This window comes from Pseudonocardia sp., from assembly GCF_050246655.1.
Taxonomy (GTDB): Bacteria; Actinomycetota; Actinomycetes; order Mycobacteriales; family Pseudonocardiaceae; genus Pseudonocardia.
In genome coordinates this window covers 1-24,656 of record NZ_JBFWVQ010000059.1, presented here as the reverse complement: position 1 = coordinate 24,656, position 24,656 = coordinate 1, and the positions used below count along the sequence as shown (strand labels likewise).

Annotated in this window: 21 protein-coding genes; 10 read left to right on the top strand and 11 right to left on the bottom strand. The window is 73.2% G+C overall.

The features are described 5' to 3' along the window. Positions 1 to 163: 163 nt before the first annotated feature. Positions 164 to 997 carry a TIM barrel protein gene (locus AB7J25_RS18750; RefSeq protein WP_428510781.1) on the top strand — a complete coding sequence of 278 codons (834 nt, stop codon included), beginning with the start codon at positions 164 to 166 and terminating at the stop codon, positions 995 to 997. A gap of 115 nt (positions 998 to 1,112) precedes the next feature. Here the strand turns inward: AB7J25_RS18750 and AB7J25_RS18745 are convergent, their stop codons facing one another. Beyond that, positions 1,113 to 2,135, bottom strand: coding sequence for a LacI family DNA-binding transcriptional regulator (locus AB7J25_RS18745; RefSeq protein WP_428510779.1), 1,023 nt, complete (start codon positions 2,133 to 2,135; stop codon positions 1,113 to 1,115). A gap of 139 nt (positions 2,136 to 2,274) precedes the next feature. Here AB7J25_RS18745 and AB7J25_RS18740 point away from each other — a divergent pair, with 139 nt between their 5' ends. From AB7J25_RS18740 to AB7J25_RS18730, 3 genes are all read left to right on the top strand, one after another. Beyond that, positions 2,275 to 4,524, top strand: a complete 2,250-nt coding sequence (locus AB7J25_RS18740) for a cytochrome P450 (protein WP_428510777.1) — start codon at positions 2,275 to 2,277, stop codon at positions 4,522 to 4,524. 140 nt (positions 4,525 to 4,664) lie between these two features. Beyond that, positions 4,665 to 5,690 carry a Gfo/Idh/MocA family oxidoreductase gene (locus tag AB7J25_RS18735; protein WP_428510775.1) on the top strand — a complete coding sequence of 342 codons (1,026 nt, stop codon included), beginning with the start codon at positions 4,665 to 4,667 and terminating at the stop codon, positions 5,688 to 5,690. Then, positions 5,691 to 6,569: a TIM barrel protein gene (locus tag AB7J25_RS18730; protein WP_428510774.1), complete on the top strand. Its 879-nt coding sequence runs from the start codon at positions 5,691 to 5,693 to the stop codon at positions 6,567 to 6,569. It abuts the gene before it with no gap. A 93-nt stretch (positions 6,570 to 6,662) separates the two neighbouring features. Here AB7J25_RS18730 and AB7J25_RS18725 read toward each other — a convergent pair whose 3' ends face one another. From AB7J25_RS18725 to AB7J25_RS18680, 10 genes are all read right to left on the bottom strand, one after another. Further along, positions 6,663 to 8,030, bottom strand: a complete 1,368-nt coding sequence (locus AB7J25_RS18725) for an MmgE/PrpD family protein (protein ID WP_428510772.1) — start codon at positions 8,028 to 8,030, stop codon at positions 6,663 to 6,665. Positions 8,031 to 8,073: 43 nt separating this feature from the next. Then, positions 8,074 to 10,092 (bottom strand): CoA transferase, encoded by a 2,019-nt coding sequence (locus AB7J25_RS18720; RefSeq protein WP_428510770.1) that lies wholly within the window; start codon positions 10,090 to 10,092, stop codon positions 8,074 to 8,076. 14 nt (positions 10,093 to 10,106) lie between these two features. Next, on the bottom strand, positions 10,107 to 10,478 hold the full coding sequence (locus AB7J25_RS18715) for a thioesterase family protein (protein WP_428510768.1): 372 nt from the start codon (positions 10,476 to 10,478) through the stop codon (positions 10,107 to 10,109). Between the two features lie 66 nt (positions 10,479 to 10,544). Then, positions 10,545 to 11,813 carry an MFS transporter gene (locus AB7J25_RS18710; RefSeq protein ID WP_428510766.1) on the bottom strand — a complete coding sequence of 423 codons (1,269 nt, stop codon included), beginning with the start codon at positions 11,811 to 11,813 and terminating at the stop codon, positions 10,545 to 10,547. 25 nt (positions 11,814 to 11,838) lie between these two features. Further along, positions 11,839 to 13,038: a mandelate racemase/muconate lactonizing enzyme family protein gene (locus AB7J25_RS18705; RefSeq protein ID WP_428510764.1), complete on the bottom strand. Its 1,200-nt coding sequence runs from the start codon at positions 13,036 to 13,038 to the stop codon at positions 11,839 to 11,841. Between the two features lie 26 nt (positions 13,039 to 13,064). After that, a complete protein-coding gene (locus tag AB7J25_RS18700) occupies positions 13,065 to 14,042 on the bottom strand; it encodes an ABC transporter ATP-binding protein (RefSeq protein ID WP_428510762.1) in 978 nt (325 codons plus the stop codon). Beyond that, positions 14,039 to 15,088 carry an ABC transporter ATP-binding protein gene (locus tag AB7J25_RS18695; protein WP_428510760.1) on the bottom strand — a complete coding sequence of 350 codons (1,050 nt, stop codon included), beginning with the start codon at positions 15,086 to 15,088 and terminating at the stop codon, positions 14,039 to 14,041. Before AB7J25_RS18695 ends, AB7J25_RS18700 begins: the two co-directional genes overlap by 4 nt. Positions 15,089 to 15,090: 2 nt before the next feature. Then, entirely contained in the window at positions 15,091 to 16,002 is a 912-nt protein-coding gene (locus AB7J25_RS18690; protein ID WP_428510758.1) for an ABC transporter permease, read from the bottom strand. A gap of 10 nt (positions 16,003 to 16,012) precedes the next feature. Next, on the bottom strand, positions 16,013 to 16,927 hold the full coding sequence (locus AB7J25_RS18685) for an ABC transporter permease (protein ID WP_428510756.1): 915 nt from the start codon (positions 16,925 to 16,927) through the stop codon (positions 16,013 to 16,015). Between the two features lie 28 nt (positions 16,928 to 16,955). Next, positions 16,956 to 18,608 carry an ABC transporter substrate-binding protein gene (locus tag AB7J25_RS18680; protein WP_428510754.1) on the bottom strand — a complete coding sequence of 551 codons (1,653 nt, stop codon included), beginning with the start codon at positions 18,606 to 18,608 and terminating at the stop codon, positions 16,956 to 16,958. A 483-nt stretch (positions 18,609 to 19,091) separates the two neighbouring features. Here AB7J25_RS18680 and AB7J25_RS18675 point away from each other — a divergent pair, with 483 nt between their 5' ends. From AB7J25_RS18675 to AB7J25_RS18650, 6 genes are all read left to right on the top strand, one after another. Next, on the top strand, positions 19,092 to 19,733 hold the full coding sequence (locus AB7J25_RS18675) for a GntR family transcriptional regulator (protein WP_428510752.1): 642 nt from the start codon (positions 19,092 to 19,094) through the stop codon (positions 19,731 to 19,733). A 149-nt stretch (positions 19,734 to 19,882) separates the two neighbouring features. After that, complete coding sequence (locus AB7J25_RS18670) at positions 19,883 to 20,986, top strand: fatty acid desaturase family protein (RefSeq protein WP_428510750.1); 1,104 nt, start codon at positions 19,883 to 19,885, stop codon at positions 20,984 to 20,986. A 44-nt stretch (positions 20,987 to 21,030) separates the two neighbouring features. After that, the gene (locus AB7J25_RS18665; protein WP_428510748.1) at positions 21,031 to 21,348 is read left to right on the top strand and encodes a MocE family 2Fe-2S type ferredoxin; all 318 of its coding nucleotides are present in this window, start codon (positions 21,031 to 21,033) and stop codon (positions 21,346 to 21,348) included. Next, positions 21,345 to 22,553 carry an NAD(P)/FAD-dependent oxidoreductase gene (locus AB7J25_RS18660; RefSeq protein ID WP_428510746.1) on the top strand — a complete coding sequence of 403 codons (1,209 nt, stop codon included), beginning with the start codon at positions 21,345 to 21,347 and terminating at the stop codon, positions 22,551 to 22,553. Before AB7J25_RS18665 ends, AB7J25_RS18660 begins: the two co-directional genes overlap by 4 nt. Before the next feature lie 20 nt (positions 22,554 to 22,573). Next, complete coding sequence (locus AB7J25_RS18655) at positions 22,574 to 23,623, top strand: LacI family DNA-binding transcriptional regulator (protein WP_428510744.1); 1,050 nt, start codon at positions 22,574 to 22,576, stop codon at positions 23,621 to 23,623. Beyond that, positions 23,620 to 24,654 (top strand): Gfo/Idh/MocA family protein, encoded by a 1,035-nt coding sequence (locus AB7J25_RS18650; protein WP_428510742.1) that lies wholly within the window; start codon positions 23,620 to 23,622, stop codon positions 24,652 to 24,654. Before AB7J25_RS18655 ends, AB7J25_RS18650 begins: the two co-directional genes overlap by 4 nt. Positions 24,655 to 24,656 lie beyond the last annotated feature (2 nt).

Sequence of the window (24,656 nt, the reverse complement as noted above, 5' to 3'; positions counted from 1 at the left end):
CGTGAGCGAGGGCCGGGTGAGCATCGCAGCGAGCTCCGGCGAGCGAGGAGCGGAGCCCGGTCCGCAGCGAACCATCGGGACCGTGAGCGAGGGCCGGGTGAGCATCGCAGCGAGCTCCGGCGAGCGAGGAGCGGAGCCCGGTCCGCAGCGAACCATCGGGACCGTGAGCGAGGGCCGGGTGAGCATCGCAGCGAGCTCCGGCGAGCGAGGAGCGGAGCCCGGCTTCGCCCTCGCCGCCAGCGCGGAGATGCTCTACCGCGACCTGCCCTTCCTCGACCGCATCAAGCGGATCACCGAGCGCGGGCTGCAGGTCGAGATCTGGGACTGGTCGACCAAGGACATCGCCGCACTCGCCGCGAGCGGCGCGACGTTCTCGTCCATGACCGGCTACCTGCGCGGCGACCTCACCACGTCCGACGGCATCGCGGAGCTGCTGGCCACCGCGGAGCAGTCGCTGGCGATTGCGGAGCGGCTGGACTGCCCCCGGCTGAACCTGCACGGCACCGGCCTGGGCCCGGACGGCCTGCCCGTGCACCCTGTCGAGGCGGTGACGCCGGCGATGTGGCTCACCGCGGCCGACACGCTGCGCCGGATCGCCGAGCTCGGCGCCCGAGCCGGCCGGGTGTTCACGCTGGAGAACCTCAACCTGGCCGTCGACCACCCGGGCACGCCGTTCGCCCGTGCCGCCGACACCCTGGCCCTGGCGCGGGCGGTGGACGACCCGCACCTGCGGCTCAACCTCGACCTCTACCACGCCCAGATCGGGGAGGGGAACCTCATCGAGCTGGTGCGCGAGGCGCTGCCGTACGTCGGCGAGATCCAGGTCGCCGACGTCCCCGGACGCTGCGAGCCCGGCACCGGGGAGATCAACTATCCGGCGGTGGCGCGGGCGCTGGACGCGGCCGGCTACACCGGCGTCGTCGGCCTGGAGGCATGGGCCCAGGGCGACCCGGACGCGGCGCTGGACGCGTTCGAGGCGGCGTTCACGGTCGGCTGAGCGGCGACCCGACCGCAGCACCCGGCCATGATCGCCAAGAATGCGGTAGGAGGCTCGTATCCGGGCCTGCCGTCACATTCCCGACGATCATGATCCGCGATCGGCCTGCGCCGGCTCACCGCCCGACGGGCCCGCTGGACCCGCGGACCTGCAACGCCGGGGCGAGCAGGTGCACCTGCGCGTCCAGCGCCGGGTCCTCGATCCGGGCCGCCAGCGTGCGCGCGGCGAGCCTGCCGAGCTGGGCGCCGCCGCTGTCCACGCTGGTGAGCCAGATCGAGCGCAGCCGGGCCAGCGTGGAGTTGTCGTAGCCGACCAGTGAGAGCCGGTCCGGCACGGCCACTCCGAGCTCGGCGGCGGCCGCCCGCGCCCCCAGGCATGTCACGTCGTCCACGGCGAAGATCGCGGTCGGCGGGTGCGCGGAGCGCAGGAGGCGGACCGCGGCCCGGTAACCGCCGTCGTCGGTGTAGTCGGCGGTCTCGACCTCGATGTGGTCGGCCAGACCCCGTTCACGCATGGCGTCCTCGTAGCCGCGGCGCCGCAGCGTCCCGACCGTGTTGGCCGAGCCCGGGAGGTGTCCGGCGATGTGCGCGATCCGCCGGTGCCCCAGGTCGAGCAGGTGGCGCGTGGCCAGCGCACCACCGGCCAGGTCGTCGTTGCCGACGGTGTCGACCCGCGGGAGGTCCAGGTCGCGCCACGCCACCGCGACCGTGGGCACGATCTGGGTCACCTCGGCCAGCGTGGGCGGGCTGAGCTGGGTCCCGGCCAGCACGAGCCCGTCGACACCGAGGTCGGCGAGGGTCTGCGGAACGGCGTCGTCGCGGACCCGGTCCAGCCGGCCACCGTGCAGGAGGAGCTGACGCCCCTGCCCGGCGAGCTCCTCGGTCAGGCCGTCGAGCAGGTCGGCGAGCCAGGGGTGGCGCAGGTCGTTGATCAGCGCGCCGACCGTCCGGTTCCGGCGCTCGCGCAGGTCGCGCGCGGCCACGTTGGGCCGGTAGCCGAGCTCGGCGATCGCCCGCTGCACCGCGGCGCGCCGGTCCGGGCTGACCTTGGGCGAGCCGCGCAGCACGAGCGAGACCAGGGACTTCGACACCCCCGCCCGGGCGGCGACGGTGTGGATCGTCGGACGGTCTGCCGGCACGGACGCCTCCAGGTTCTTGGAACGATCCAGTCGATCGCAGCCTACCGTTCGACCGGGAACTTCCACTGCAGGCCTTGACAACTGGCGCCGAACCGCGACACTTGGCATCGTTGGAACGATCCAACAAGGGAGGTTTCTCATGACCAGCGCCGCGCCCCTGCGGATGGAGTACGACCCGTTCAGCCCGGCGTTCCAGGCCGATCCCTTCCCGGTCTACCGGTGGATGCGCGACGAGGCGCCGGTGTTCCACAGCGAGAAGTGGGACTGGTGGGCGCTGTCGCGGTTCGAGGACGTACGCGCGGCCGCGCTGGACCCCGAGACCTTCCTGTCGTTCGAGGGCATCGACATCGACGACACCGCCAAGGACCAGAGCGGACCCGGGTTCCTGCCCGACATCGACAACCCCCGCCACGACCAGATCCGCAGGATCGTCCAGCCGCAGCTGCTCCCGGGCCGCATCGGGGAGCGCGAGCCGATCGTCCGGGCCACGGTGCGCCGCCTGATCGACGCGTGGCGCGACCGCGGCACCGTGGATCTCGCCCAGGAGCTGGCCTGGCCGATGCCCAACGAGGTGTTCTTCGACCTGCTGGGGCTGCCCGAGTCCGGCCCGGATCGGGCCCGGCTTGAGCGCTGGGTGCACGAGCTCAAGGACCGCAAGCCCGACGACGCCCGGCTCACGCCCGTCGCCAGGGCGGCCACGGCGGGCATCCAGTCCTACTTCGTGGACCTGCTGAACGAGCGCCGTCGCCACCCGCGCGCCGACCTGGTGACCCACGTCGTCACCGCCGAGATCGACGGCGTGCCGTTCGCCGACGAGCACATCGTGCCCGCCTCCGAGGTCATGGGCCTGATGATGGTGCTGTTCCTCGGTGGCGTGGAGAGCACCGCCGGGCTCACCGGCACGCTGTTCAAGCTGCTCGCCGAGAACCCCGACCAGCGCGAGATCCTGCGGGAGCACCCGGAGTTGATCCCGGACGCCGTCGAGGAGGCCATCCGCATCAACAGCCCGCTGCAGCTCGTCGGCCGGACCACGTCGCGGGAGGTCACGCTGCACGGGGTGACGATCCCGGCGGGCGGGCGGGTGGTGCTGGTCTACGGCGCCGCCAACCGCGACGAGCGCCGCTTCCCCCACCCCGACCGCTTCGACGTCACCCGCGGCACGCAGCGCCACCTCGGCTTCGGCGAGGGCATGCACGGCTGCCTCGGCGCGCCGCTGGCCCGGCTCGAGGCCAAGGTGGCACTGGAGGAGGCGCTGCCGGTGCTCGGCGACTACACGATCACCGACACCCCCGAGCGCTACCGCACCACCCCCAACATGTACGTGTGGGAGCACCTGCACCTGGCGTTCCCGGTGAGCTCGGTGAACGCGGCCCCCGCGCATCACGATCCCCGCGGCCACGTCGAGACCGTCCGCCACCACACTGAGAGCACCGTCGTCACGCGCGAGCTGGAGACCGAGGTCCGCGTCGCGGCCAAGGAGATCGAGGCGGACGGGGTCGTCGCGCTGACCCTGCGCCCCGTCGACGGCACCCCGCTTCCCGCCTGGACGCCCGGCGCGCACGTCGACCTGATCCTCGGCGACGGGCTGCCGAACCGGCAGTACTCCCTCTGCGGCGACGTGGCCGACCTCGGCGCCTACCGGCTCGGCATCCTGCGGGACGCCGAGGGCGGCGGCGGTTCCCGCCACGTCCACGACCGGCTCGCGGCAGGCGACGTCGTGCGGGTCCGCGGGCCGCGCAACAACTTCGTGCTCGCCCCGGCGCCTCGCTACCTGTTCATCGCCGGCGGGATCGGCATCACCCCGATCCTGCCGATGATCGCTGCGGCCGAGTCGGCGGGCGCACAGTGGCGCCTGGTCTACGGCGGCCGCACCCGCGCCTCGATGGCGTTCCTCGACGAGCTGGCGCGGCACGGCGACCGCGTGTCCGTGCGCCCGCAGGACGAGACGGGGTTGCTCGACCTCGCGACCCTGCTCGGCACCCCGGAGCCCGACACCCTCGTCTACTGCTGCGGACCCGAGCCGTTGCTCGCCGCCGTCGAGCAGCACTGCGCGGCGTGGCCGTCGCGGGCGCTGCACCTGGAGCGGTTCGCCGCCCGCCCGCTGGGGGCGCCGGTGCGCGCGGAGGCGTTCGACGTCGAGCTGGCGCGCAGCGGGTTCACCCTGACGGTCCCACCGGAGCGGTCCGTCCTCGACGTCGTCGAGGCGGCGGGGATCGGCGTGCTGTCGTCGTGTGCAGAGGGCACCTGCGGCACGTGCGAGACGGGTGTGCTCGAGGGGCTTCCCGACCACCGCGACTCGGTGCTCACGGCCGACGAGCGGGCCGCGAACGACTGCATGCTGATCTGCGTGTCGCGGTCCTGCACCGCGCGTCTCGTACTCGACCTCTGAGCTCGCGGCGCCTGCGGGCATGGAGCGGCGCGACGTGGCTCCGCCGTCCGCGTCGCGCCGATTGACACTGCAGGACCCGTGACCTACCGTGCCTTAAAGCGCTTTAACAATCGCAGTGGATCCGTCGGAGGGACCACGAGATGGCAGCTCGCACAGTGGCGATCGGACTCGCCGGGCTGGGCCGGATCGGCCGCATGCATGCGGAGAACATCGCCCGCCGCTGCCGCAGTGCCACGCTCGCCGCCGTCTACGACCTCGCCCCCGACGCCGCGCGCGCCACGGGCGAGCGCTACGGCGTGCCGTGGACGACCTCGTACGACGAGCTGCTGGAACGCTGCGACGCCGTCGCGGTCGCCACCCCGACCGGCACCCACGCCGAGCTGGTGACGGCCGCGGCGCGCGCGGGCAGGCCGGTGTTCTGCGAGAAGCCGATCGCGGGCGACCGCGCCGCCACCCTCGGCGTGCTCGACGCCGTCGTGCAGGCCGGGGTGGTGCTTCAGGTCGGGTTCCACCGCCGCTTCGACCCGGACTGGGTCTCGGTCGCGGAGCGCCGCGCCGAGCTGGGCGAGGTGACGTTCTTCCGCGGCTCGCTGTGGGACATGACACCGCCGGAGCCCGCGTTCATCGCCGGGAGCGGGGGCTTCTTCACCGACGTCGCCGTCCACGAGCTGGACGTCGCCCGCTGGCTGGTGGGCGAGATCGTGGAGGTGTCGGCCCACGGCGTCGCGCACGACCCGGCGTTCGCCGCGATCGGCGACATCGACACCGCCGTCGTCGTGCTGAAGTTCGCCTCCGGCGGGCTCGGCGTGATCGACATCGGCCGCGGCTCCCGCTACGGCTACGAGTCCTCCACCGAGCTGGTCGGCACCCTGGCCACCGCCCGTGTGGAGACCCCGCGCGCCGTCGAGTGGCGCACCCCCGGGCAGGCTTCCCACGGGCTGCCCCGGGACTTCGTCGAGCGCTACCCTGCCGCCTACGTCGAGGAGCTCGACGCCTTCGCCCGCTGCGTGCGCGACGGCACCCCGCCGCGCTGCACCGGCCTGGACGCCCTCGCGGCCTTCGACCTCGCCGTCGCGGCGGACCGGTCGTGGCGCACCGGGCGGCCCGTGGCCGTCAAACCCGTCCCGACCGGGGACGGCGTGATCTACGACATCGAGGAGCGCTAGATGGACCGGATCGCCGGGGCCCCCATCTCCTGGGGTGTCTGCGAGGTTCCCGGCTGGGGGCACCAGCTCGAGCCCGGCCGGGTGCTCGCCGAGATGCAGGCCGTCGGGCTGGCCGCCACCGAGCTCGGCCCGGCCGGGTTCCTCCCGCCGGAACCCGACGAGATGGCGCGCGTGCTGCAGCACCACCGGCTGCAGGCCATCGGCGGGTTCGTCCCGCTCACGCTGCACCTCGCGGGCCACGACCCGCTCGCCGACGTCGAGCCCGTGCTCGCGCAGTACGCCGCCACCGGTTCGGGCACGCTGGTGATGTCCGCCGACACCGGCCTGGCCGGGTACGACAGCCGCCCCGAGCTGGACGCCGCCGGCTGGGCCCGCCTCCTGCGCAACCTGGACCGCATCGGCGTCCACGCCGCCGAGCACGGCGTGCGGGCGGTGCTGCACCCGCATGTCGGGACGATGGTGGAGAACCCCGACGACGTCCGCCGCGTGCTGGAGGGCTCGTCCGTGGCGCTGTGCCTGGACACCGGGCACCTGCTCATCGGCGGCAGCGACCCCGCGGAGCTGACCCGCCAGGCCGCGCACCGGGTGGCGCACGTGCACTTCAAGGACGTGGACGCGGCGCTGGCCAAGCGCGTGCAGGGCGGCGAGCTGACCTACACCGACGCGGTGCGCGATGGCATGTACCGCCCGCTCGGCGACGGCGACGTGGACGTGCGGTCGATCGTCGGATCGCTGGTCGGCGCCGGCTACGACGGCTGGTACGTCCTGGAGCAGGACACGATCCTCACCGAGGAACCGGCGGGTGCCGGGCCGGTGCTGGACGTGGAGCGCAGCGCGGGCCACCTGCGGTCGGTGCTGGCCGGCGCGTCCGCCGGGTGACCGGGGCCCTGCCGTCGAGAACGACGTTAGGATGATCGAATCGCCCTGTTGATCAGCACAACGTCGTTCTCGACGGGGAACCCCGGGGCACGCTCAGGAGACGAGCCGGTCGGTGAGGTCCGTGATCCGCGGCGCGTCCGGGAAGTCGCCGACCGCCTCGCGGATCCGCGCCGACTCCTCGGCACCGAGCACCGGGACCACGAGCCGGTCGAACTTCGCCGCCAGGTCCTCGTCCGTGGCCCGGTTGCGGGCGTGCCCGCGTGGGTGCGTGCACTCCTCGACCAGCGTCGTCCCGTCGGTCATCGTGACCTCGACCCGCGCGGGCTGGCACTCCGGGAAGCTCGCCGTGTAGTCGTCGCGCACGATCAGCTTCACCTTGTCGCGCAGGATCTGCTTGAACCCGGAGCTCTCCAGCCGGTCCTCGCGGAACGTGTGGTGGTCGACGGTGCCGTCGTAGAGGCCGGCGACCGTCGAGTACACCAGCGAGTGGTCGGCCGTCTCGCGGGTGGTCGGGTTCCACTTGGCGGGGCCGTCCATGATCTCGGCCGCCACCTCGGACGTGTGGATCGTGATGCTCGCGATGTCGTCGAACCGCTCGATCCGCCCGTGCAGCGCCACCGCCACGTCCACCGAGCCCTGCGCCAGCTGCCCGAGCGGCCACATCTTGATGTTGGTGTCGAGGATCCGCCGCGGACGGTCGCGCAGCCGGTCCAGCGCCGACCAGTCGAAGTCGCCGCGGGCCAGCACCTCGATGTAGCCGTTGTGCCCGTCGAACGGCCGCGACGGGCCCTCGACGCCCGCGCGGGCCAGCAGGCACGCCTCCATCGCGTTGCCGAGCGAGTAGCTCGACGCGACGCTCTTCCACATCGTCAGCTCGTCGTCGGAGCGGGTCTGCAGCAGCGCGTTGTGCGCCACCGCGGTGATGCCCAGCGCGTTGCCCATCTGCACGCGGTCGAGGCCCATGAGCCTGCCGAACCCGCAGCACGCCGACACCGCCTGGATCCCGATGTGGTCCCAGCCGTACTGACGCGTGTACATCGCCTCGAACATCGCGAAGATCACGTCGTAGACGAGCGCGACCGCCACCGCCACGTCGTTGCCGGAGCTGCCGCAGCGCTCCCCGAACGCGACCAGCCCGGGGATCACGTCGCTCGGGTGCCCGGCGTCCTTGCCGACGTAGCCGTCGTTGTAGTCGATCGTGCGCACGGCGGTGCCGTTGGCCAGCGCGGCCGCCTGCGGCAGCGAGCGCACCCCCGTGCCCCACACCAGCGACGGGCCGGTGGGGTAGTTGTCGTAGACGTAGCGCCGGGTGGCGCGCACCGCGGGCTCCTGCAGCGAGCCGAGGGCGATACCGACGTCGTCGAGCACGAGCCGGGTCACCTCGTGTCGCACGTCGTCGTCGAGCTGGTCGGGCGTCTCGAGTGCGTACGCGCTGAGCAGGTCGATCACACGGTCGGGCACGGCAACTTCCTCCACATCGTTCGGCGGTGACGGTTCGGGGGCACTAGACGACTCCCCGTGCACGCAGGGCGCCGACCTCGTCGTCGGGCAGCCCCAGCTCCCGGAGCACGGCGTCGGTGTCGGCCCCCAGCCGGGGCGCGACGGTCGTCGTGGCGCGGGTGGACGAGCGCCACAGCGGGTTGCCGATCGTCGGGAACGTCCCGGCGTCGGGGTGGTGCTGCAGCAGCGCCATGCCGGGCGCCGAGCTCGCGGCGTCGGCGAGCGCCTCGGCGACGTCCAGCACCGGTGCGGCCGGCACCCCGGCCGCCACGAGGGTGTCCACCCACTCCGTCGAGTCGCGTTCGGCGAACTGCTTGGCGAGGACCTCGTTGAGCAGCCCCGCGTTCTCGGTGCGGGACTCGCGGCTGTGGAAGCGCGGGTCGTCGAGCAGGTCCGGCCGCTCCAGCGCCGCGCACATCCGCCGCCACAGCGCCGGGTAGCTCGCGAACACCGCGAACCAGCGGGAGTCGGCCCCCTGGAAGACGTCGGCGGGCGCGTTCATCTCCGCGGAGGGCCGCCCGCCCTCGCGGGCGGAGAAGTAGTGCTCGGCCAGCGCGTAGTGCATGAGCGAGAGCCCCGCGTCGACCAGCGTGACGTCGACGTGGGTGCCCTCGCCCGTCCGGTCCCTGCTGGCCAGCGCGGCGAGCACGCCCATCGCGCCCCACATCCCGGCCGTGACGTCGCACAGGGGCCCCAGCACCGGCGCGGGTGCGGCGCCGTCGGTGGTCCGGCAGATGCCGGCCGTGGCCTGCGCGACCAGGTTCACGCCCGGCCGCAGCGCCCCGGGCCCCTGCGAGCCGTACCCGGACAGGCTCAGGTAGACGAGGTCCGGCTTGCGCGCCGACAGCGTCGCGTAGTCGATGCCGATCGCCGAGAGCACGGATGGCCGGAAGTTCTGCACGACGACGTCGGTCTGCGGCAGCAGACCGGCCAGCAGCTCGCGGCCGGCCTCCTGCTTCAGGTCGATCGTCACGCTGCGCTTGTTGCGGTGCAGCTCCAGGAAGGGCACGCTCTCGCCCGCCACGTACGGGTAGCCGCCGCGCGACTCCCGGTCCTGGGTCGGCCGCTCGATCTTGATGACGTCCGCGCCGAGGTCGGCGAGGATCATGCCCGCGTACGGCCCGGCCCAGGCGTGGGTGAACTCCAGCACGCGCAGCCCGGCCAGCGGTGCGGAGCGGGACGCGGTCAGCGGTGCCGCGGCGGGCGCGAGCGTGGCGGTGGCGACGGCCACCCGGTGGCCCGCCTGGTTGGTCACCGACAGCGCGACGGTCGACCCGTCCGGGGCGGGACGGCCCCGGACGGTCACCGTCTCGCCCGCCTCCACCGGGCGCACGTAGCGGATCGAGATCCGCCCGCCGTGGGTCCAGGCGCGGCCGTAGGCCCGCTGCAGCATCTCGTGGATGAAGCCCATGAAGATCTGCCCGGAGGCGATCGGGGCGCGCAGTCCGGCCACCCGGGCGGCCTCCTGGTCGGAGTGCACGTTCGGCACCCGGTGCCAGACGGCCCGCTCGAACAGCTCGAGGGTCTCGGTGGTGAGCGGCTTGGTCAGCGGCGGGAGCTCGCCGTCACCTGCCGCCGCGGGCTCGGCGGCGGGCTCGGCGGTGCGCCGCGTGAGCTTGTCGACCACCGGCGCGAACGAGACCTCGCCCTCGTCCACCCGCAACGCGATGAGTCGGCTCACCTCGATCAGCCGGCCCCGGTCGTCGAGCGTGCGGGCCTCGACGACGGCGTAGTCCTTGCCGCGACGCGAGTACTTCCGCAGCACCCTGGCCCGGATGACCAGCGTCGAGCCCGGCTCCGGCGGGTTGAAGTACTGGCTCTCCTGCCCCACGTTCGGCAGCAGCGCCGCCGGCTCCGGCACCAGCGCGTCGAACGCCCGCGCCGGATGCCGGCCGGCCACCGTCGGGTATGCGGCGTCCGCGTACCCGACGCAGGTCCGGAAGTCGGCGAACATCTGTGGGGTCAGCTCGTAGGACACCGTCGGCAGCGACCGGCCCTCGGCGATGTCGTCCCAGGTGAACATGTCCTACCTCCCGGTCACGCTGACGGCGTGCTGTCGGCCACGGCCGGGTCGCCGAGCGAACGGGCGAGCCTGCGGACGTAGCGGGCGACCTCGATGAGGGCGCGGTCGTGGCGGGCCTCGGCGAGCTGCCCGGTGCGCGCCGACACCGTGCAGGTGAACGGGACGCGCGCGCCGCTGGACCCGGTGGTCTGCAGCGCGACGGTGAACTCCTGGCCGAGCGCGGCCGGGCCCTGATGGCGCAGCTCGACGAAGGTGCCGACGCTGTCCCAGCCCGCGGGGACGGCCCGGCCGAGGTACTCCTTGGCGGTGGTCTCGATGCTCTGCAGCAGCGCCGGCGTGGACAGGATGTCGAAGTCACCGCGGCGGGTGGTCATCTCGGGCGTCACGGTCCAGGTCCTCGCGTACGACCCGGCGGGTACTTCTGGCTGCACGGCAGCGTCCTCTCTCGATCGTCAGGGGGTGCGGCGGCGCTCGTCGGTCGACGGCTCCACCGCGACGGTGTGGGTCCGGTAGCGCCGGACCACCGGCGCCCGCCACGCGACCAGCGCCACGTAGCCGATGCAGGCCAGGCCGCCGCCGACGAGCGCCGCGGTGGGGCCGACCAGCCCGGCGATCACGCCGACGTTGAACTCGCCGACGGCCGGCGCCCCGGTGGCCGACATCTGGTAGAGCGACTGCACCCGGCCCTGCATGGCGTCCGGCGTCTCTATGATCACGACCGACTGCCGGAAGGCGGTCGCGACCGCGTCGAAAAGGCCAAGGCACAGCGCACCACCGAGGGCCACCGCGAACACCGTGCCGAGGCCGAGCACGACCGCGGCCGCGCCGTACCCGGCGGTGGTCAGCAGGGCGAGCACGCCCGCCCGGAACGGCACGCGCGCGGTCCGGTAGGCCACCAGCCCGCCGACCAGCCCGCCCGCCGGGACCGCCGCCGAGAGCACGCCGTACCCGATCGGGCCGGCCTGCAGCACGTCGAGGGCGATCATCGGCAGCACGACCCGGTACGCGGTGAAGAGCTGTGCCGCGACATCGAGTCCTCCGAGCTGGTAGATGATCGGTCGGCGCGCCACGAACCGCACGCCCTCGACGAGGCCGGGCCAGAAGCGCGACCGCGGTCCGGCCGCGTCGGGCGGCGGCGTCCTGATCGTCAGGAAGATCACGATGAGGACGAGGCAGATCAGCGCGTCCAGCAGGTACATGAGCTCCGGACCCCGCACGGCGATGAGCACGCCGCCGAGGGCCGGCCCGACCAGCCGGGCGACCTGGTTGACCGGGTTGGTCATGGTGATCGCCTGCATCAGCGAGCCGCGCGGCACGAGCGCCGGGATCAGCGCCTTGCGTGCCGGCTGGTCCACGGCGGCGGCGATGCTGATCAGGACCATCGCGGCCCAGATCTGCCAGCTCGCGACGACGCCGAGCAGCGTGACGACGGCCAGCGCGAGCGCGACCACCAGCCCGCCCGCCTGGCTCAGCTGCAGCAGGCGCCTGCGATCGAACCGGTCGGCGAGGTGACCCGCCCACGGCGAGCAGGCGATGATCGTGGCCCCGCGCGCGGCACCGACGACCCCGACCTGGAAGGTCGACCCGGAGAGGACGTAGACGTGGTACAGCATCGCGGCCAGCGCGCCGTTGCTGCCCGCCTGCGAGAGCCCGACACCCACGAGGTACCAGCGGAAGTCCCGCAGTCGCAGGATCGAGGGGGCCGGGTGCGCGGTGGGCATCGTGTCGTGGCCGGCCGGACCGCGCTCATCGGACGTCGACGGTGGCCACGGCCAGCCGTTCGACCGCGGCCTTGTCGACCTCCACGCCGAGCCCCGGTGCGGCCGGGGCGCGCACCACGCCGTCGCGGGGCACGAGGTCGTCGGGCAGCGCGCAGACGGGGTCCTGCTCGGTCACGTTCAGGCCGAGGACGAACTCGGCCCCCAGCGGGGGCCGCGGCGCGGCCGAGTACAGGTGCGCGGAGGCCGCCGCGCCCAGAACGCTGCCGACGACCACACCGCCGAGGGTGGTGTCCAGCCCGGCCCGGTCGGCGAGGGTCGCGCACTCGAGCGCCTCGGCGTAGCCGCCGCTCTTCCAGAGCTTGAGCACGATGCCGTCGCAGGCGCCTGCCGCGACGAGCCTGCCGACCGCGTCCGGGGTGATCGCGCCCTCGTCGACCATGACGGGCACGCCCTCGCCGCGGACGATCCGGCTGCCGTGCAGATCCGAGCGGACGAGCGGCTGCTCGAAGTAGTGCACGTGGTCGTCGGCGAGCGCGCGGGCGACCCGCAGCGTCGTGGCCACGTCGTAGCCCTCGTTCGGGTCCATCGCGATCTCGACGTCCGGCCCGACCGCCGCGCGCACCGCGCGGAACGTCTCGACGTCCGTGCGCCACCGGTCCGGCCCGCCGGACTTGAGGCACACCAGCCGCAGCCCGTACCGCTGCGTCGCCGTGACGGCGTCCTGCACCATCTCGGCGGGCGGCCCGAGCGACACCGACCAGTTGAGCGGGATCTCCCGGCGCGACCCGCCGAGCAGGGCGTGGACCGGCACCCCGTAGCTGCGCCCGACGAGGTCGTGCAGCGCCATGTCGAGGATGTTGCGGGCGATGGAGTTGCCCGGCAGCACCTCCGGCAGGCGCCGCGCGAGGTGGGCGCGCTGCGCGGCGTCGGCGCCGAGCAGGGCGGGCCCGTAGTGGTGGCGGACGGCGGAGACGATCGAGGCGGTGGTCTCGCCCAGCCACGGGATCACCGGCCGGTCCTGGCCGTAGCCGACCGCACCGTCGGTCGACTCGATCCGCACCAGCACCGGCCGGATGCTCTCGCCGGACGGGGACACGCCCTTGGAGATCGTGCGCGGCCGGGCGAGGTCGATCCCCAGCACGGTCACCTCGATCCGCGCGATGCGCACGGACCCGGCCGGGGTCGGGGGGGTCGGGGTCGACCGTTCGAGCAGGTGGCTCTCCATGTTCCGCCCTTCGTGGGTTCGGCTGGTCAGACGGGGGTCGGCACCTTGACGCAGGCCACCTCGTGGTCGGGGGTGAGCAGGCGGGTCGCCGGTGTCTCCCGGGGGCAGATCTCGGCGTCCGCGAGGCCGCACCGGGGGTGGAACCGGCAGCCCGGCGGCGGGTCGGCGGGGTCCGCGGCCTCGCCGTCGAGGATCTGGCCGAACGGGAGGTCCGGGTCGGGCTGCGGCACGGCGGCCAGCAGCGCCTTGGTGTACGGGTGGCGGGCTTGCGCGTAGAGCTGCCGTCCCGGTGCGCTCTCCATGATCCGGCCCGCGTACATCACCGCGATCCGGTGGCTCATGTGCTCGACGATGGCCAGGTCGTGCGCCACCAGCAGGTAGGCGATGCCCAGCTCGTCCTGGAGCTCGGAGAGCAGGTTGAGGATCTGCGCGCGGATCGACACGTCCAGCGCGGACACCGGCTCGTCGAGCACGATCAGCCGGGGCCGCAGCGAGAGCGCACGGGCGATCGCCACGCGCTGGCGCTGCCCGCCGCTGAACTCGTGCGGGTACTTCGCGGCCACCGCGGGCGCGAGCCCCACCTGGTCGAGCAGCTCGGCGACCCGCCGCGCCCGCTCGGCCCGGCCGAGCCGGAAGTGGATGCGCAGCGGCTCGGCGACGATGTCGGCCACCCGCATCCGCGGGTTGAGCGAGCTGTACGGGTCCTGGAACACCGCCTGGACGCTGCGCCGGTAGCCGCGCAGATCCTCGCCGCGCAGGGTGGTGACGTCCCGGCCGTCGAGCCGGATCGAGCCCGCCGTGGGCTCCTCCAGCAGCAGGATCATCTTGCCGGTGGTGGTCTTGCCGCAGCCCGACTCCCCCACCAGCGCCGTCGTCGTACCGGCCTCGACGGTGAAGCTGACGTCGTCGACCGCCTGCACGGTCACCGCCTTGTGCCCGGGCCCGCCCGGCAGCCGGTAGTGCTTGCGCAGGCCACGGACCTCCAACAGGGGCGGAGCGCTCATGCCGACTCCCGCCAGCACCGCACCGACTCGCCCGCACCGAGCACGGTCCGCTCCGGGTACACGCGGTCGCACACGTCCATGCGCACCGGGCAGCGCGCGGCGAACGGGCACCCGGGCGGCAGGTCGAGCAGGTCGGGCGGCTGGCCGTCGATCTGGCGCAGCCGATGGCGGCCCTGGCCGATCGTGGGCACCGAGTCCAGCAGCGCCTTGGTGTACGGGTGGCGCGGCTGCTTGAAGATGCGCTGCACGCTGCCGCTCTCCACGATCCGCCCCGCGTACATCACGTTGACCCGGTCGCACATCTGCGCGACGAGCCCGAGGTCGTGGGTGATCCACAGGACGGCGACCCCGGTGCGCTGCTGGAGGGTGCGGATGAGGGTGAGGAACCGGGCCTGCACGGTGACGTCCAGCGCGGTCGTCGGCTCGTCGGCGAGGATCAGCTCCGGACGGGCGGCCAGCGCCATCGCCGCGACGATGCGCTGGCGGGTGCCGCCGGAGAACTGGTGCGGGTACTGGCGCAGCCGGGTCTCCGGCTGCGGGATCTGCAGCTCGCGCATCACCTCGACGACCCGCTCGGCGGTGGCCGAGCGGGACAGCCCGAGGTGGCGGCGCACGGGTTCGGCGATCTGGTCGCCGACGGTGAGGACCGGGTTCAGCGCCGAGAGCGAGTCCTGCATGATCATCGCGATGCGGGAGCCGCGGACCGACTGCATGGTCCGCTCGGAGGCCGTGGCCAGGTCCACGCCGTCGAAGTCGATCTCGCCGCCGACCACGCGTGCGGACCGCGGCAGCAGCCGCATGACCGACAGGCAGGTCATCGACTTGCCGGACCCCGACTCCCCGACGACGCCGACCGACTCGCCGCGGCGCACCGTGAGATCCACCCCGTCGACGGCCTTCACCAGGCCGGCCCGGGTCTCGATGTGCGTGCGGAGGCCGCTGATGCGCAGGATCTCGGTGGCCGGACCGGGAGCGTCCTCGGGCGCCGGCTGCATCCCGGGCTTGCGGAAGCCGAGGGTCAGCCCCCTGGAGCGTCGCGTCGTCATCGTCACCTTGTCCGTCCGGTCGGGTCGAGCCGGTCACGCAGCCAGTCGCCGAGCCAGTTGATCGACAGCACGGTCAGCACGATGGCGAGCCCGGGGAACAACGTCAGCCAGTACTTGGTCGCGACGTACTCCTGGCCGTCGGAGACCATCAGGCCCCACGACGGGGTCGGCGGCGGCAGCCCGACGCCCAGGAAGCTCAGCGACGCCTCCAGCAGGATCAGCACGCCCACCTGCAGCGTGGCCAGCACGATCACCGTGCTCGCCACGTTCGGCAGCAGGTGGACGAGGATCGTGCGCGGCCCCGACGACCCGGCGACGCGGGCCAGGGCCACGTAGCCGGACTCGCGCACCCGCAGGGCTTCGCCGCGCACCATCCGGGCGAAGCTCGCGGCGATGAACGGCGACAGCAGCAGCACCACGCCGAGCAGGCTCTGCCCGAGCACGAAGACGAACACGAGCGCGACCATGATCGTCGGGAGCGACAGCACGGCCTCGGCGCCGCGCTGGACGAGCGCGTCGGTCCGCCCCCCGACGTAGCCGGAGAGCAGCCCGAGCGCGGTGCCGACCGTGCCGCCCACCAGCAGGACCGTCCCGGCGAACACCAGCGACACGCGGCCGCCGTAGACGACCCGGCTGAGCAGGTCGCGCCCGACCTTGTCGGTGCCCAGCAGGTGCGTCGTGGTGCCGCCGTCCAGGTAGAACGGCGGGGCGAGCACGTTGCGCAGGTCGGTCTCGTACGGGTCGTGGGGCGCGATCAGCGGTGCGGCCACCGCGCAGAGCACCAGCAGGCCCAGGATGATCACGGGAACCCACGGGACGCCGTGCAGTGGCTCCCGGACGGCACGCAGCGCCCGCCCGCCCAGCCCGGTGAACGCGGCGGACCGGGAGCTGTTCACCCCGGTGATCGATGACATGGGGTTCCCCTCACCGGTACCTGATGCGCGGGTCGACGGCCACGTAGACGAGGTCGACGACGAGGTTGAGCAGGATGAAGAACGCGGCGAACATCAGCACCGCGCCCTGCACCATCGGGAAGTCGCGCACGGTGACCGACTCGAAGGCCATCCGGCCGACGCCCGGCCACGCGAAGATCGTCTCCACCACGACCGAGCCGTTCATGAACGTGCCGAGCAGCAGGCTGCTGAACGTGATCACCGGGATCAGCGCGTTGCGCAGGGCGTGCTTGGCGACCACGACGCCCGACGAGAGGCCCTTGGCACGCGCCATCCGCACGTAGTCGGCGCCGAGGACGTCGAGCATGCTGGAGCGGGTCAGCCGCACGATCCCCGCCGCGGCGGGCCAGCCCACCGCGATCGCCGGCAGCACGTAGCTGCTCGGGCCGGCCTGGCCGGCCACCGGGAGCCACCCCAGCCGGACGCTGAAGAACAGGATCAGCATGATCGCCAGCCAGAAGACCGGCACCGACTGGCCGAGCATCGCGAGCAGCCGAGCCGCCTTGTCGACGAGCGAGCCCGGGTAGACGGCGCTGAGGACGCCCAGCGGTACGGCCACCAGCGCGGCGCCGAGGATCGCGACGAGGGCGAGGGCCGCGGTCGCCGGCAGGTAGGTCAGCAGCTGGTCGGCGACCGAAGCCCCGCCGAAGGACGTCCCGAGGTCGAGGACGAGCAGGCCGCCGATGAACTGCCAGTACTGGACGTACAGCGGCTGGTCCAGGCCCAGCTGGCGGCGCAGCACCTCCTGTGCCCCCGCCGGGGCGTACTCGGGCACCAGCAGCGTGGTCGGGTCACCGGTCAGCCGGACCAGCACGAACACGAGCGTCGCGATGACGAGCAGGCTTGCGGCCGCCTGGCCCAGCCGTCCGGCGGTGTACCTCAGCACGCGAGCCTCCCCGTCCCCGTCGGCCGGCTCACGGGCTGGGCGACGAGGCCGGCGCGACCGACCAGAGGTTGTTGACGTAGGCCTTGCCCTCGGTCTGGGCGCTCCAGTCACCGACCTTGTCCGAGGCCACGAAGATCGCGTCCGCCGCGAGCAGCGGGATCTGGTTGAAGTTCTGCGCCATCCAGCGGTTGTAGTCGTCGAACCGGGCCTCCTGCGCCGTCGCGTCGAACTCGCCTGCCACCGCGTCCAGCAACCGCACCTGCTCGGGCAGGTTGTCGTTGTTCCAGAACTTCTCCCAGCCACCGGCCGCGGTGTAGCTGTTGATCTGGTCCGGCGGGAAGTAGTAGCGGTTGTCCATGCCCCGCATGAACAGGACGATCGGCACACCCGGGTCGCCGGGCTTCATGCCGGGGAAGCCGCCGGCCAGCAGCTGGCCCTTGTTGGCCGCCCAGTCGCCGGGCATCAGCTCGGCCCGCACCCCGATGGCCTGGTAGTTGCCGGCGATGGCCTCGGCCATGGTCGGCATGTTCGGGAAGTCGGAGTCGTTGCTGTAGATCGAGATCTGGACGGTGAGCGGGTTGGCCTCGGTGAACCCGGCCTCGGCGAGCAGCGCGCGGGCCCGCTCGGGGTCGTAGGGGGGCGCCGGGATCTCCTCGGGATAGCCGAAGGTGCCCGGCCCGGCGAAGAACCCGTTGCTCGGGCGGGCGCTGCCGTCGTAGACCGAGGCGGCGATGGCCGTCCGGTCGACGGCGATGGACAGCGCCTCGCGGACCTTCACGTCGTTGCACGGGCTCTGCAGGTTGGTCGTGAACCCGAGGCAGTACATGTTGGAGAACGTCGCGTTCTCGGCCGGGATCACGTCCAGCGCGGCCCCCTTGGCCTGGGCCTGCATCGCCAGGGGGATCGGGGCGAGGTCGGCGGCGCCGGTCTGCACGAGCGAGAGCCGGCTGGAGGCGTCCGGGACCGCTCGGACCTCCAGGTTCGGGATCTTCGCCGTGCGGGACTTCTGCCACTCGCCGCGTGCCGGGTCGGTGAATGCGGTGAGCTCGGCGGACTGCTCGCCGTTGATCCGCACCACCTTGTACGGGCCGGTGCCGATCGGCTGCTCGAAGAACTTGGCGGCCCCGACGGACTCGAAGTAGGCCTTCGGGAAGATCCCGCCCTGCACGGAGCCGTCCTGGCTGTTGAACCACCACGGCACGGTGGAGTCGGGCCGTGTGGTCTTCAGCAGCACGGTGTCCCCCTCGGCGCGGATGAACTCGATCATCGGCGCCATCGGGGAGTTCGGGGCCCGGGTCTGCGGGTCGAAGATGACCCGGTTCCAGGTCCACGCGACGTCCTCGGCGGTGAGCCGGTCGCCGTTGTGGAAGATCACGTCGTCGCGGATCACGAACGACCAGGTGAGGTGGTCGTCGGAGACCGACCAGCTGCTGGCCAGGCCCGGCGCGAGCTCACCGTCCTTGTCCTGGGTGAGGACGTAGTCGAAGACCTCGTCCCAGTACGGCTTGAAGTCGGTGGTGAGGGTCGTGATGATGTCCTGCCCGGAGCCGGACAGCGAGGGGACGAGCGCGACGAGTGTGTCGTCGCCGTCACCGTCGCCGCCGCCGGAACCGCACGCCGTCGCGGCGAGCACGACGGCCGTGATCACTGCACTGATCTGGAGACGGGTGCGCGTTGCCATGCTCTCCTCTTCCTGATGCCGCGCTACCCCGCATCGGCTCCGCGGGCACGACGGGACGGGGCGAGGCCGCGCGGGGGCGCGGTGCGGCGAGGGGTCGACGGGCCGCGGCCGTGGGGCCGGGCAGGCCGTGAAATGTGCTGCGGGAGCGCGGCGGGGCGCGTCCCCGTACGCCGGTCCCTGCGGGCGCGGGACCGGCTCGCCCGCGGTCAGGCCGGGTCGTCCACAGCGACCGGTCCGTCGTGGTCGCGGAACGGTGCCGTCAGGCGGACCGCGGGGGTGCCGAGCGCGCGCCGCAGGCCGTCCGCAGGGCGGGGGTCCGCGATCTGAGGCTCTGGGTCACATCGCCTCCTTGCGACTCGACCAAATCTCAGAACTTCTACGATTCTTGAACCGTAGATGTTCTATGATTGGCTGTCAACGGTTCGACGAGGGGGGCGAATGGCGCCGACAGGGCGAGTCACGGCCGAGCCGGAGGCGGCAGTGGTGACGGCGCAGAGCGCCGCGCTGGCCGCACTGCGCGAACGGCTGCTCACCGGACGGCTCAAGCCCGGCCAGCCGGTGCGCCAGCAGGCGCTGGCCGCCGAGCTCGGCCTGAGCATCGTCCCCGTGCGCGAGGCGCTGACGACGCTGCAGAGCGAGGGGTTGATCGACTACCGGCCGAACCGGGGCTTCACCGTCGCCGAGCTCGACCTGGACGACCTCACCGAGGCCTACCGCCTGCGCGAGGTGCTGGAGGGGGAGGCCGTCCGCGAGGCCCTGCCGAGGCTCACCGCCGCGGACATCGACCAGCTGGGCGAGCTGGCCCACGAGTTCCAGCGGCTGGCGGCGGAGGGGCCCAGCCTCGAGCTGTCCCGGGTGAACCGCGCATTCCACTTCCTGATCCTGCAGCGCAGCGGCATGCCCCGGTGTCTCAACTTCATCCGGATGCTGTGGGACGCCACCGAGGTGTACCGGGTGCTCGCCTACACCGTCGTCGAGCTGCGCGGCGCCGCCGCCAGGGAGCACAGGGAGATCGTCGCGCTGCTGCGCGCCGGCCGCCTGGACGACGCGGCGCTCCAGTTGCGCCGCCACATGCACGCGCTCCCGGTGCTCAAGGAGGTCATGGAGACCGTTGACCGGTCCTGAGCGCGCATGACGGCACGGCGCGCTCGACGGTTGGAGCGATCCAAACGGCTTCACTGCCCTATTGACAGGTGATTCCTTGCCGGGGATGCTTCACATCAGTGTTGGAGCGCTCCAACAATCGTCTACTCACTGCGGAGGGATGGGGAGCGATGCACCGGAAGCGGTTGGCCCGCTACGACCTGACCGGGCCGGAGAACCAGGCGGCGGTCGACGCCGGCCTCGCGGGCGGGGAATGGCACCGCACCCCGGTGCCCCGCAAGCGGATGAAGGAGCTCATGCGGCGCTCCGACGCCCCGGCGATCCGCGACACCGCGGTCTGGCTCGGGCTCATGGTCGTCTTCGCCGGCATCGGCCTCGCCCTGTGGGGCACCTGGTGGGCCGTCCCGTTCTTCCTGGCCTACGGCGTGCTCTACGGCTCGGCGTCGGACTCGCGCTGGCACGAGGCCGGCCACGGCACCGCGTTCAAGTCGCAGTGGCTCGACCAGGCGGTCTACCAGATCGCGTGCTTCATGATCATGCGGGATCCGACGACGTCACGCTGGAGCCACACCCGCCACCACACCGACACGCTGGTCGTCGGGCGGGACCCGGAGATCCAGGCGATGCGCCCGGCCCGACTGGCCCGCATCCTCGGCAACCTCTTCGGCCTCTACGACGTCCCCGTCGCGCTCAAGGAGATGGTGCTGCACGCGGCCGGGCGCCTCACCGCCGAGGAGGCCGACTACGTGCCCGGGTCCGAGCGGCCGAAGGTGTACCGCACGGCGCGGATCTGGCTGGTGATCTACCTCGTCACGATCGGCACGGCCGTGGTGTTCTCGACGTGGATCCCGCTCGTGCTGATCGGCGGACCACGCGTCTACGGCACGTTCATGCACATCCTCTACGGGCTCACCCAGCACGCCGGCATGGGCGAGAACGTGCTCGACCACCGGCTCAACACCCGCACGGTGCGCATGTGCGCGGTGAACCGGTTCCTGTACTGGAACATGAACTACCACGTCGAGCACCACATGTTCCCGATGGTCCCGTACCACCGCCTCCCCGAGCTGCACGAGGAGATCCGCCACGATCTCGCGCCGGTTTACCCGTCGATGTGGGCCGCCTACCGCGAGCTCGTCCCGGCCGTGCTGCGCCAGCTCGAGGACCCCGAGTACCACGTCCGGCGCACGCTGCCGGAGGGCGCGACCCCGTTCCACGTGCCGACCCCGCTGGCCGACGGCTCCGCCCGGCCGCTCGCGGCAGCCTCGATCTGACCCGCGATCCGACCCGCCACACCCTCGACGAGGAGGACCCTGCCATGACCCGGTGGATCCCGGCCTGCGCGACCGACGACGTGGACCTCGAGGACGTCGTCCCGTTCGACCACGACGGCCGGGCCTACGCCGTCTACCGCTCGCCCGACGACCTGTTCTACGCCACCGACGGGTACTGCACCCACGAGCGCGAGCGGCTCTGCGACGGGCTCGTGATGGAAGGCGTGATCGAGTGCCCCAAGCACAACGGCCGCTTCGACTACCGCACGGGCAAGGCGCTGGCCGCCCCGGTGCTGGTCGACGTGCGCACCTACCCCACGAAGGTGGAGGGCGACACGGTCTACATCGAGGTGGGCGGATGACCGGCCCCGGCATCGTGGTCGTCGGGGCGGGCGAGTGCGGCACCCGGGCCGCGTTCACCCTCCGCGAGGAGGGCTTCGACGGGGCGATCACCCTTGTCGGGGCCGAGCCGGAGCTGCCCTACGAGCGCCCCCCGCTGTCGAAGACCTGGGCGCTGCGGCCGCTCTGCGACGCTGCTGCGCTCCGCGACGCGCGCATCGGGCTGCTGCGCGGGGTCACGGCCACGGGGCTCGACCCGGGCGCCCACCGGCTCGACCTCTCCGACGGCCGCGCGCTCGGCTACCGCTCGCTCCTGCTCGCCACCGGCGCGCGGGCCCGGACCCTGCCGTTCCCGGGAGTGCACGTCCTGCGCACGCATGCGGACGCCGTCGCGCTGCGGGCACAGCTCGCGCCCGGCACCCGGGTGGGCGTGATCGGCGGCGGCTTCATCGGGCTGGAGCTGGCAGGGGCGGCGAGCGCGATCGGGTGCCCCGTCACCGTCGTGGAGCTCGGTCCGCGCCTCATGGGCCGGGCCGTGCCGGAAGAGGTGGCGACGGTGCTGGCCGCGCGGCACGTCGCAGCCGGGGTCGACGTCCGGTGCGGCGCGGCGGTCACCGCCGTCTCGCCGGGCCCGTCCGGGACGGTGATCGCGCTGGCCGGCGGCGGGCGCGTCGAGGTCGACGTCGTCGTGGCCGGGATCGGGGCGGTGCCGGAGACCGGGCTCGCCGAACGGGCGGGCCTCGCCGTCGGCGACGGGATCGTCGTCGACGAGCGGTTTGCGACCTCCGCGCCCGGCGTCTTCGCCGCGGGCGACTGCTGCTCCTACCCGCACCCGACGTACGGCCGGCTGCGGCTGGAGTCCTGGCGCGCGGCCCGCGAGCAGGGAGCCGCCGCGGCCCGGGCGATGCTCGGCGGCACCGAGCCGTGGACGGGCGTGCCGTGGTTCTGGAGCGACCAGCACGACCACAGCCTGCAGGTGGCGGGCATTCCCGGGGCCGCAGCGACCGAGGTCGTCCGGCAGCGCCCTGACGGCGTCCGGATCTGGTTCGGGCTGGGCGAGAACGGTCGCGTCGTCGCTGCGGCGGCGGCCGGACCGGGCAACTCCGTGGCGAAGGACGTCAAGCTGGCCGAGATGCTCATCGCCCGCGGCGCCACCCCGCCTGCCGCGGACCTCGCCGACCCGGGCATCGCGCTCAAGGCTTTGCTGCGCGTCCCCGTCGCGGTGTAGCACCTACGGTGAGCACCGGTGTGACGGAGGTGAGGACGCGGGTGACGACCCTCGGCGACGGACGGGCGGGCCGCCGGCCGACCCTGGAGACGGTGGCGGCCCGGGCCGGGGTGTCGCGGTCGCTGGCCTCGCTCGCGCTGCGCAACTCGCCGCGGGTCGCGGCGGCCAGCCGCGCGGCGGTGCTGCGGGCCGCCGAGGAGCTCGGCTACCGGCCGAACGCGTCCGCGCGCCGCCTCGCCGAGCAGCAGTCGCACACCGTGGGCGTGCTGCTCAACGACCTGCGCCAGCCGTGGTTCGCCGACATGCTCGACGGCCTGTCCCCCGAGCTGTACGCGGGCGGCAAGACGATGTTGCTCGGCGACGGCCGGATCGACCGGATGCTGGACGAGTCGGTGACCTGGTCGTTCCTGGAACTCGGGGTGGACGGGTTCGTCGTCGCGGGTTCGGTGCCGCTCTCGCCCGCGATCGTCGACGTCGCGGGCCGCATCCCGACGGTCGCCGTCGGCGGCCTGGACGTCGACCTGCCGCACGTCGACGTGCTCGCGAACGACAACCACGGCGGGGGCGTTCTCGCGGTCCGCCACCTGCTGGAGCTGGGCCACACACGCATCGCCCACATCTCCGGGCTTCCCGGCCGGGCGGCCGTGCTGCGCCTGCAGGCCTACGAGGACACGATGCGCGACGCGGGCCTGCCGACCGCCGTCGAGGCGGGCGACCTCACCGAGGAGGGTGGCTACCGCGCCACCGTCCGGCTGCTCAGCCGGCCTGCGCGCCCGACCGCGATCTTCGCCGCGAACGACCTGTCCTGCGTCGGAGCTCTCTCCGCCGCCACCGAACTGGGGGTCCGGGTGCCCGACGAGCTGTCGCTGGCCGGTTTCGACAACTCCGCGCTGGCGCGCCTGCGGGCGCTCTGGCTGACCAGCGTGGACGGCGCCGCGCGTGAGATGGGGCGGCAGGCCGCGCGCACACTGCTCGCGCGGATGCGCGACCCCGAGGCGCCGGCGCGCACGCAGCTGATGCCGCCGCGGCTCGAGGTGCGCGGGTCCACCGGCCCCGTGCCGGTCCGATGACCGCCGCGCGCCCTGCCGGGGACGACGGTGCCGCGCAGCCCCTGCGGATCGGGCTGCTCGGCGCGGCCCGGATCTCCGCACTCGCGCTCGTCACGCCGGCGCGGGCCACCGGCGACCGCCTCGTCGCCGTCGCGGCCCGCGACCCGCAGCGGGCCGCGGCGTTCGCGGCCGAGCACGGCGTGGAGCGCGTGGTCGGCTCCTACGCCGAGCTGGTGGCCGACCCGGAGGTGGAGGTCGTGTACAACCCCCTCGCCAACTCCCTGCACGCGCCGTGGAACCTCGCGGCGATCGGTGCGGGCAAGCACGTCCTGTCCGAGAAGCCGTTCGCCGCCGACGCCACGGAGGCCCGGGCGGTGCGCGACGCCGCGGTCGCCGCCGGGGTCACGGTCGTCGAGGGTTTCCACTACGTCCACCACCCGATCGCCACCCGGCTGCACGCGCTGCTGGAGTCCGGTGAGCTGGGCGAGCTGCGGGCCGTCGAGATCCACACCGAGATGCCGGCGCCGCCGGACACCGATCCGCGCTGGTCGCTCGCCCTGGCCGGGGGCGCGCTCATGGACCTGGGCTGTTACGGCCTGCACGCCCACCGCATGCTCGCCCCGTGGGCGGGCGGACCGCCCGAGGTCGTGACGGCGCGGGGCGGCGAGCGGGCCGGGGCGCCGGGCGTCGACGAGTGGATCGAGGCCGAGCTGGCCTTCCCGGACGGGGCGACCGGTTTCGCGCGCTGTGACATGGCCGCCGCGGACTGGCGCGTCACGTGCCGCATCACCGGCTCGCGCGGTGAGGTGCTCGCGCACAACTACCTGCTGCCCCACCGTGACGACCGGATCACGATCACCACCCCGGACGGCACGCGCGACGAGCACGTCGGGACGCGGTCGACCTACCTCTACCAGCTGGAGGCGTTCCGGGCCCACCTGCGCGACGGTGCCCCGTGCCCGGTCGACGCCGACGACGCGGTGGCCAACGCCGAGCTGGTCGACGCCGTCTACACCGCGGCCGGGTTCCCGCTGCGCCCGCGGTCGGGCTGATC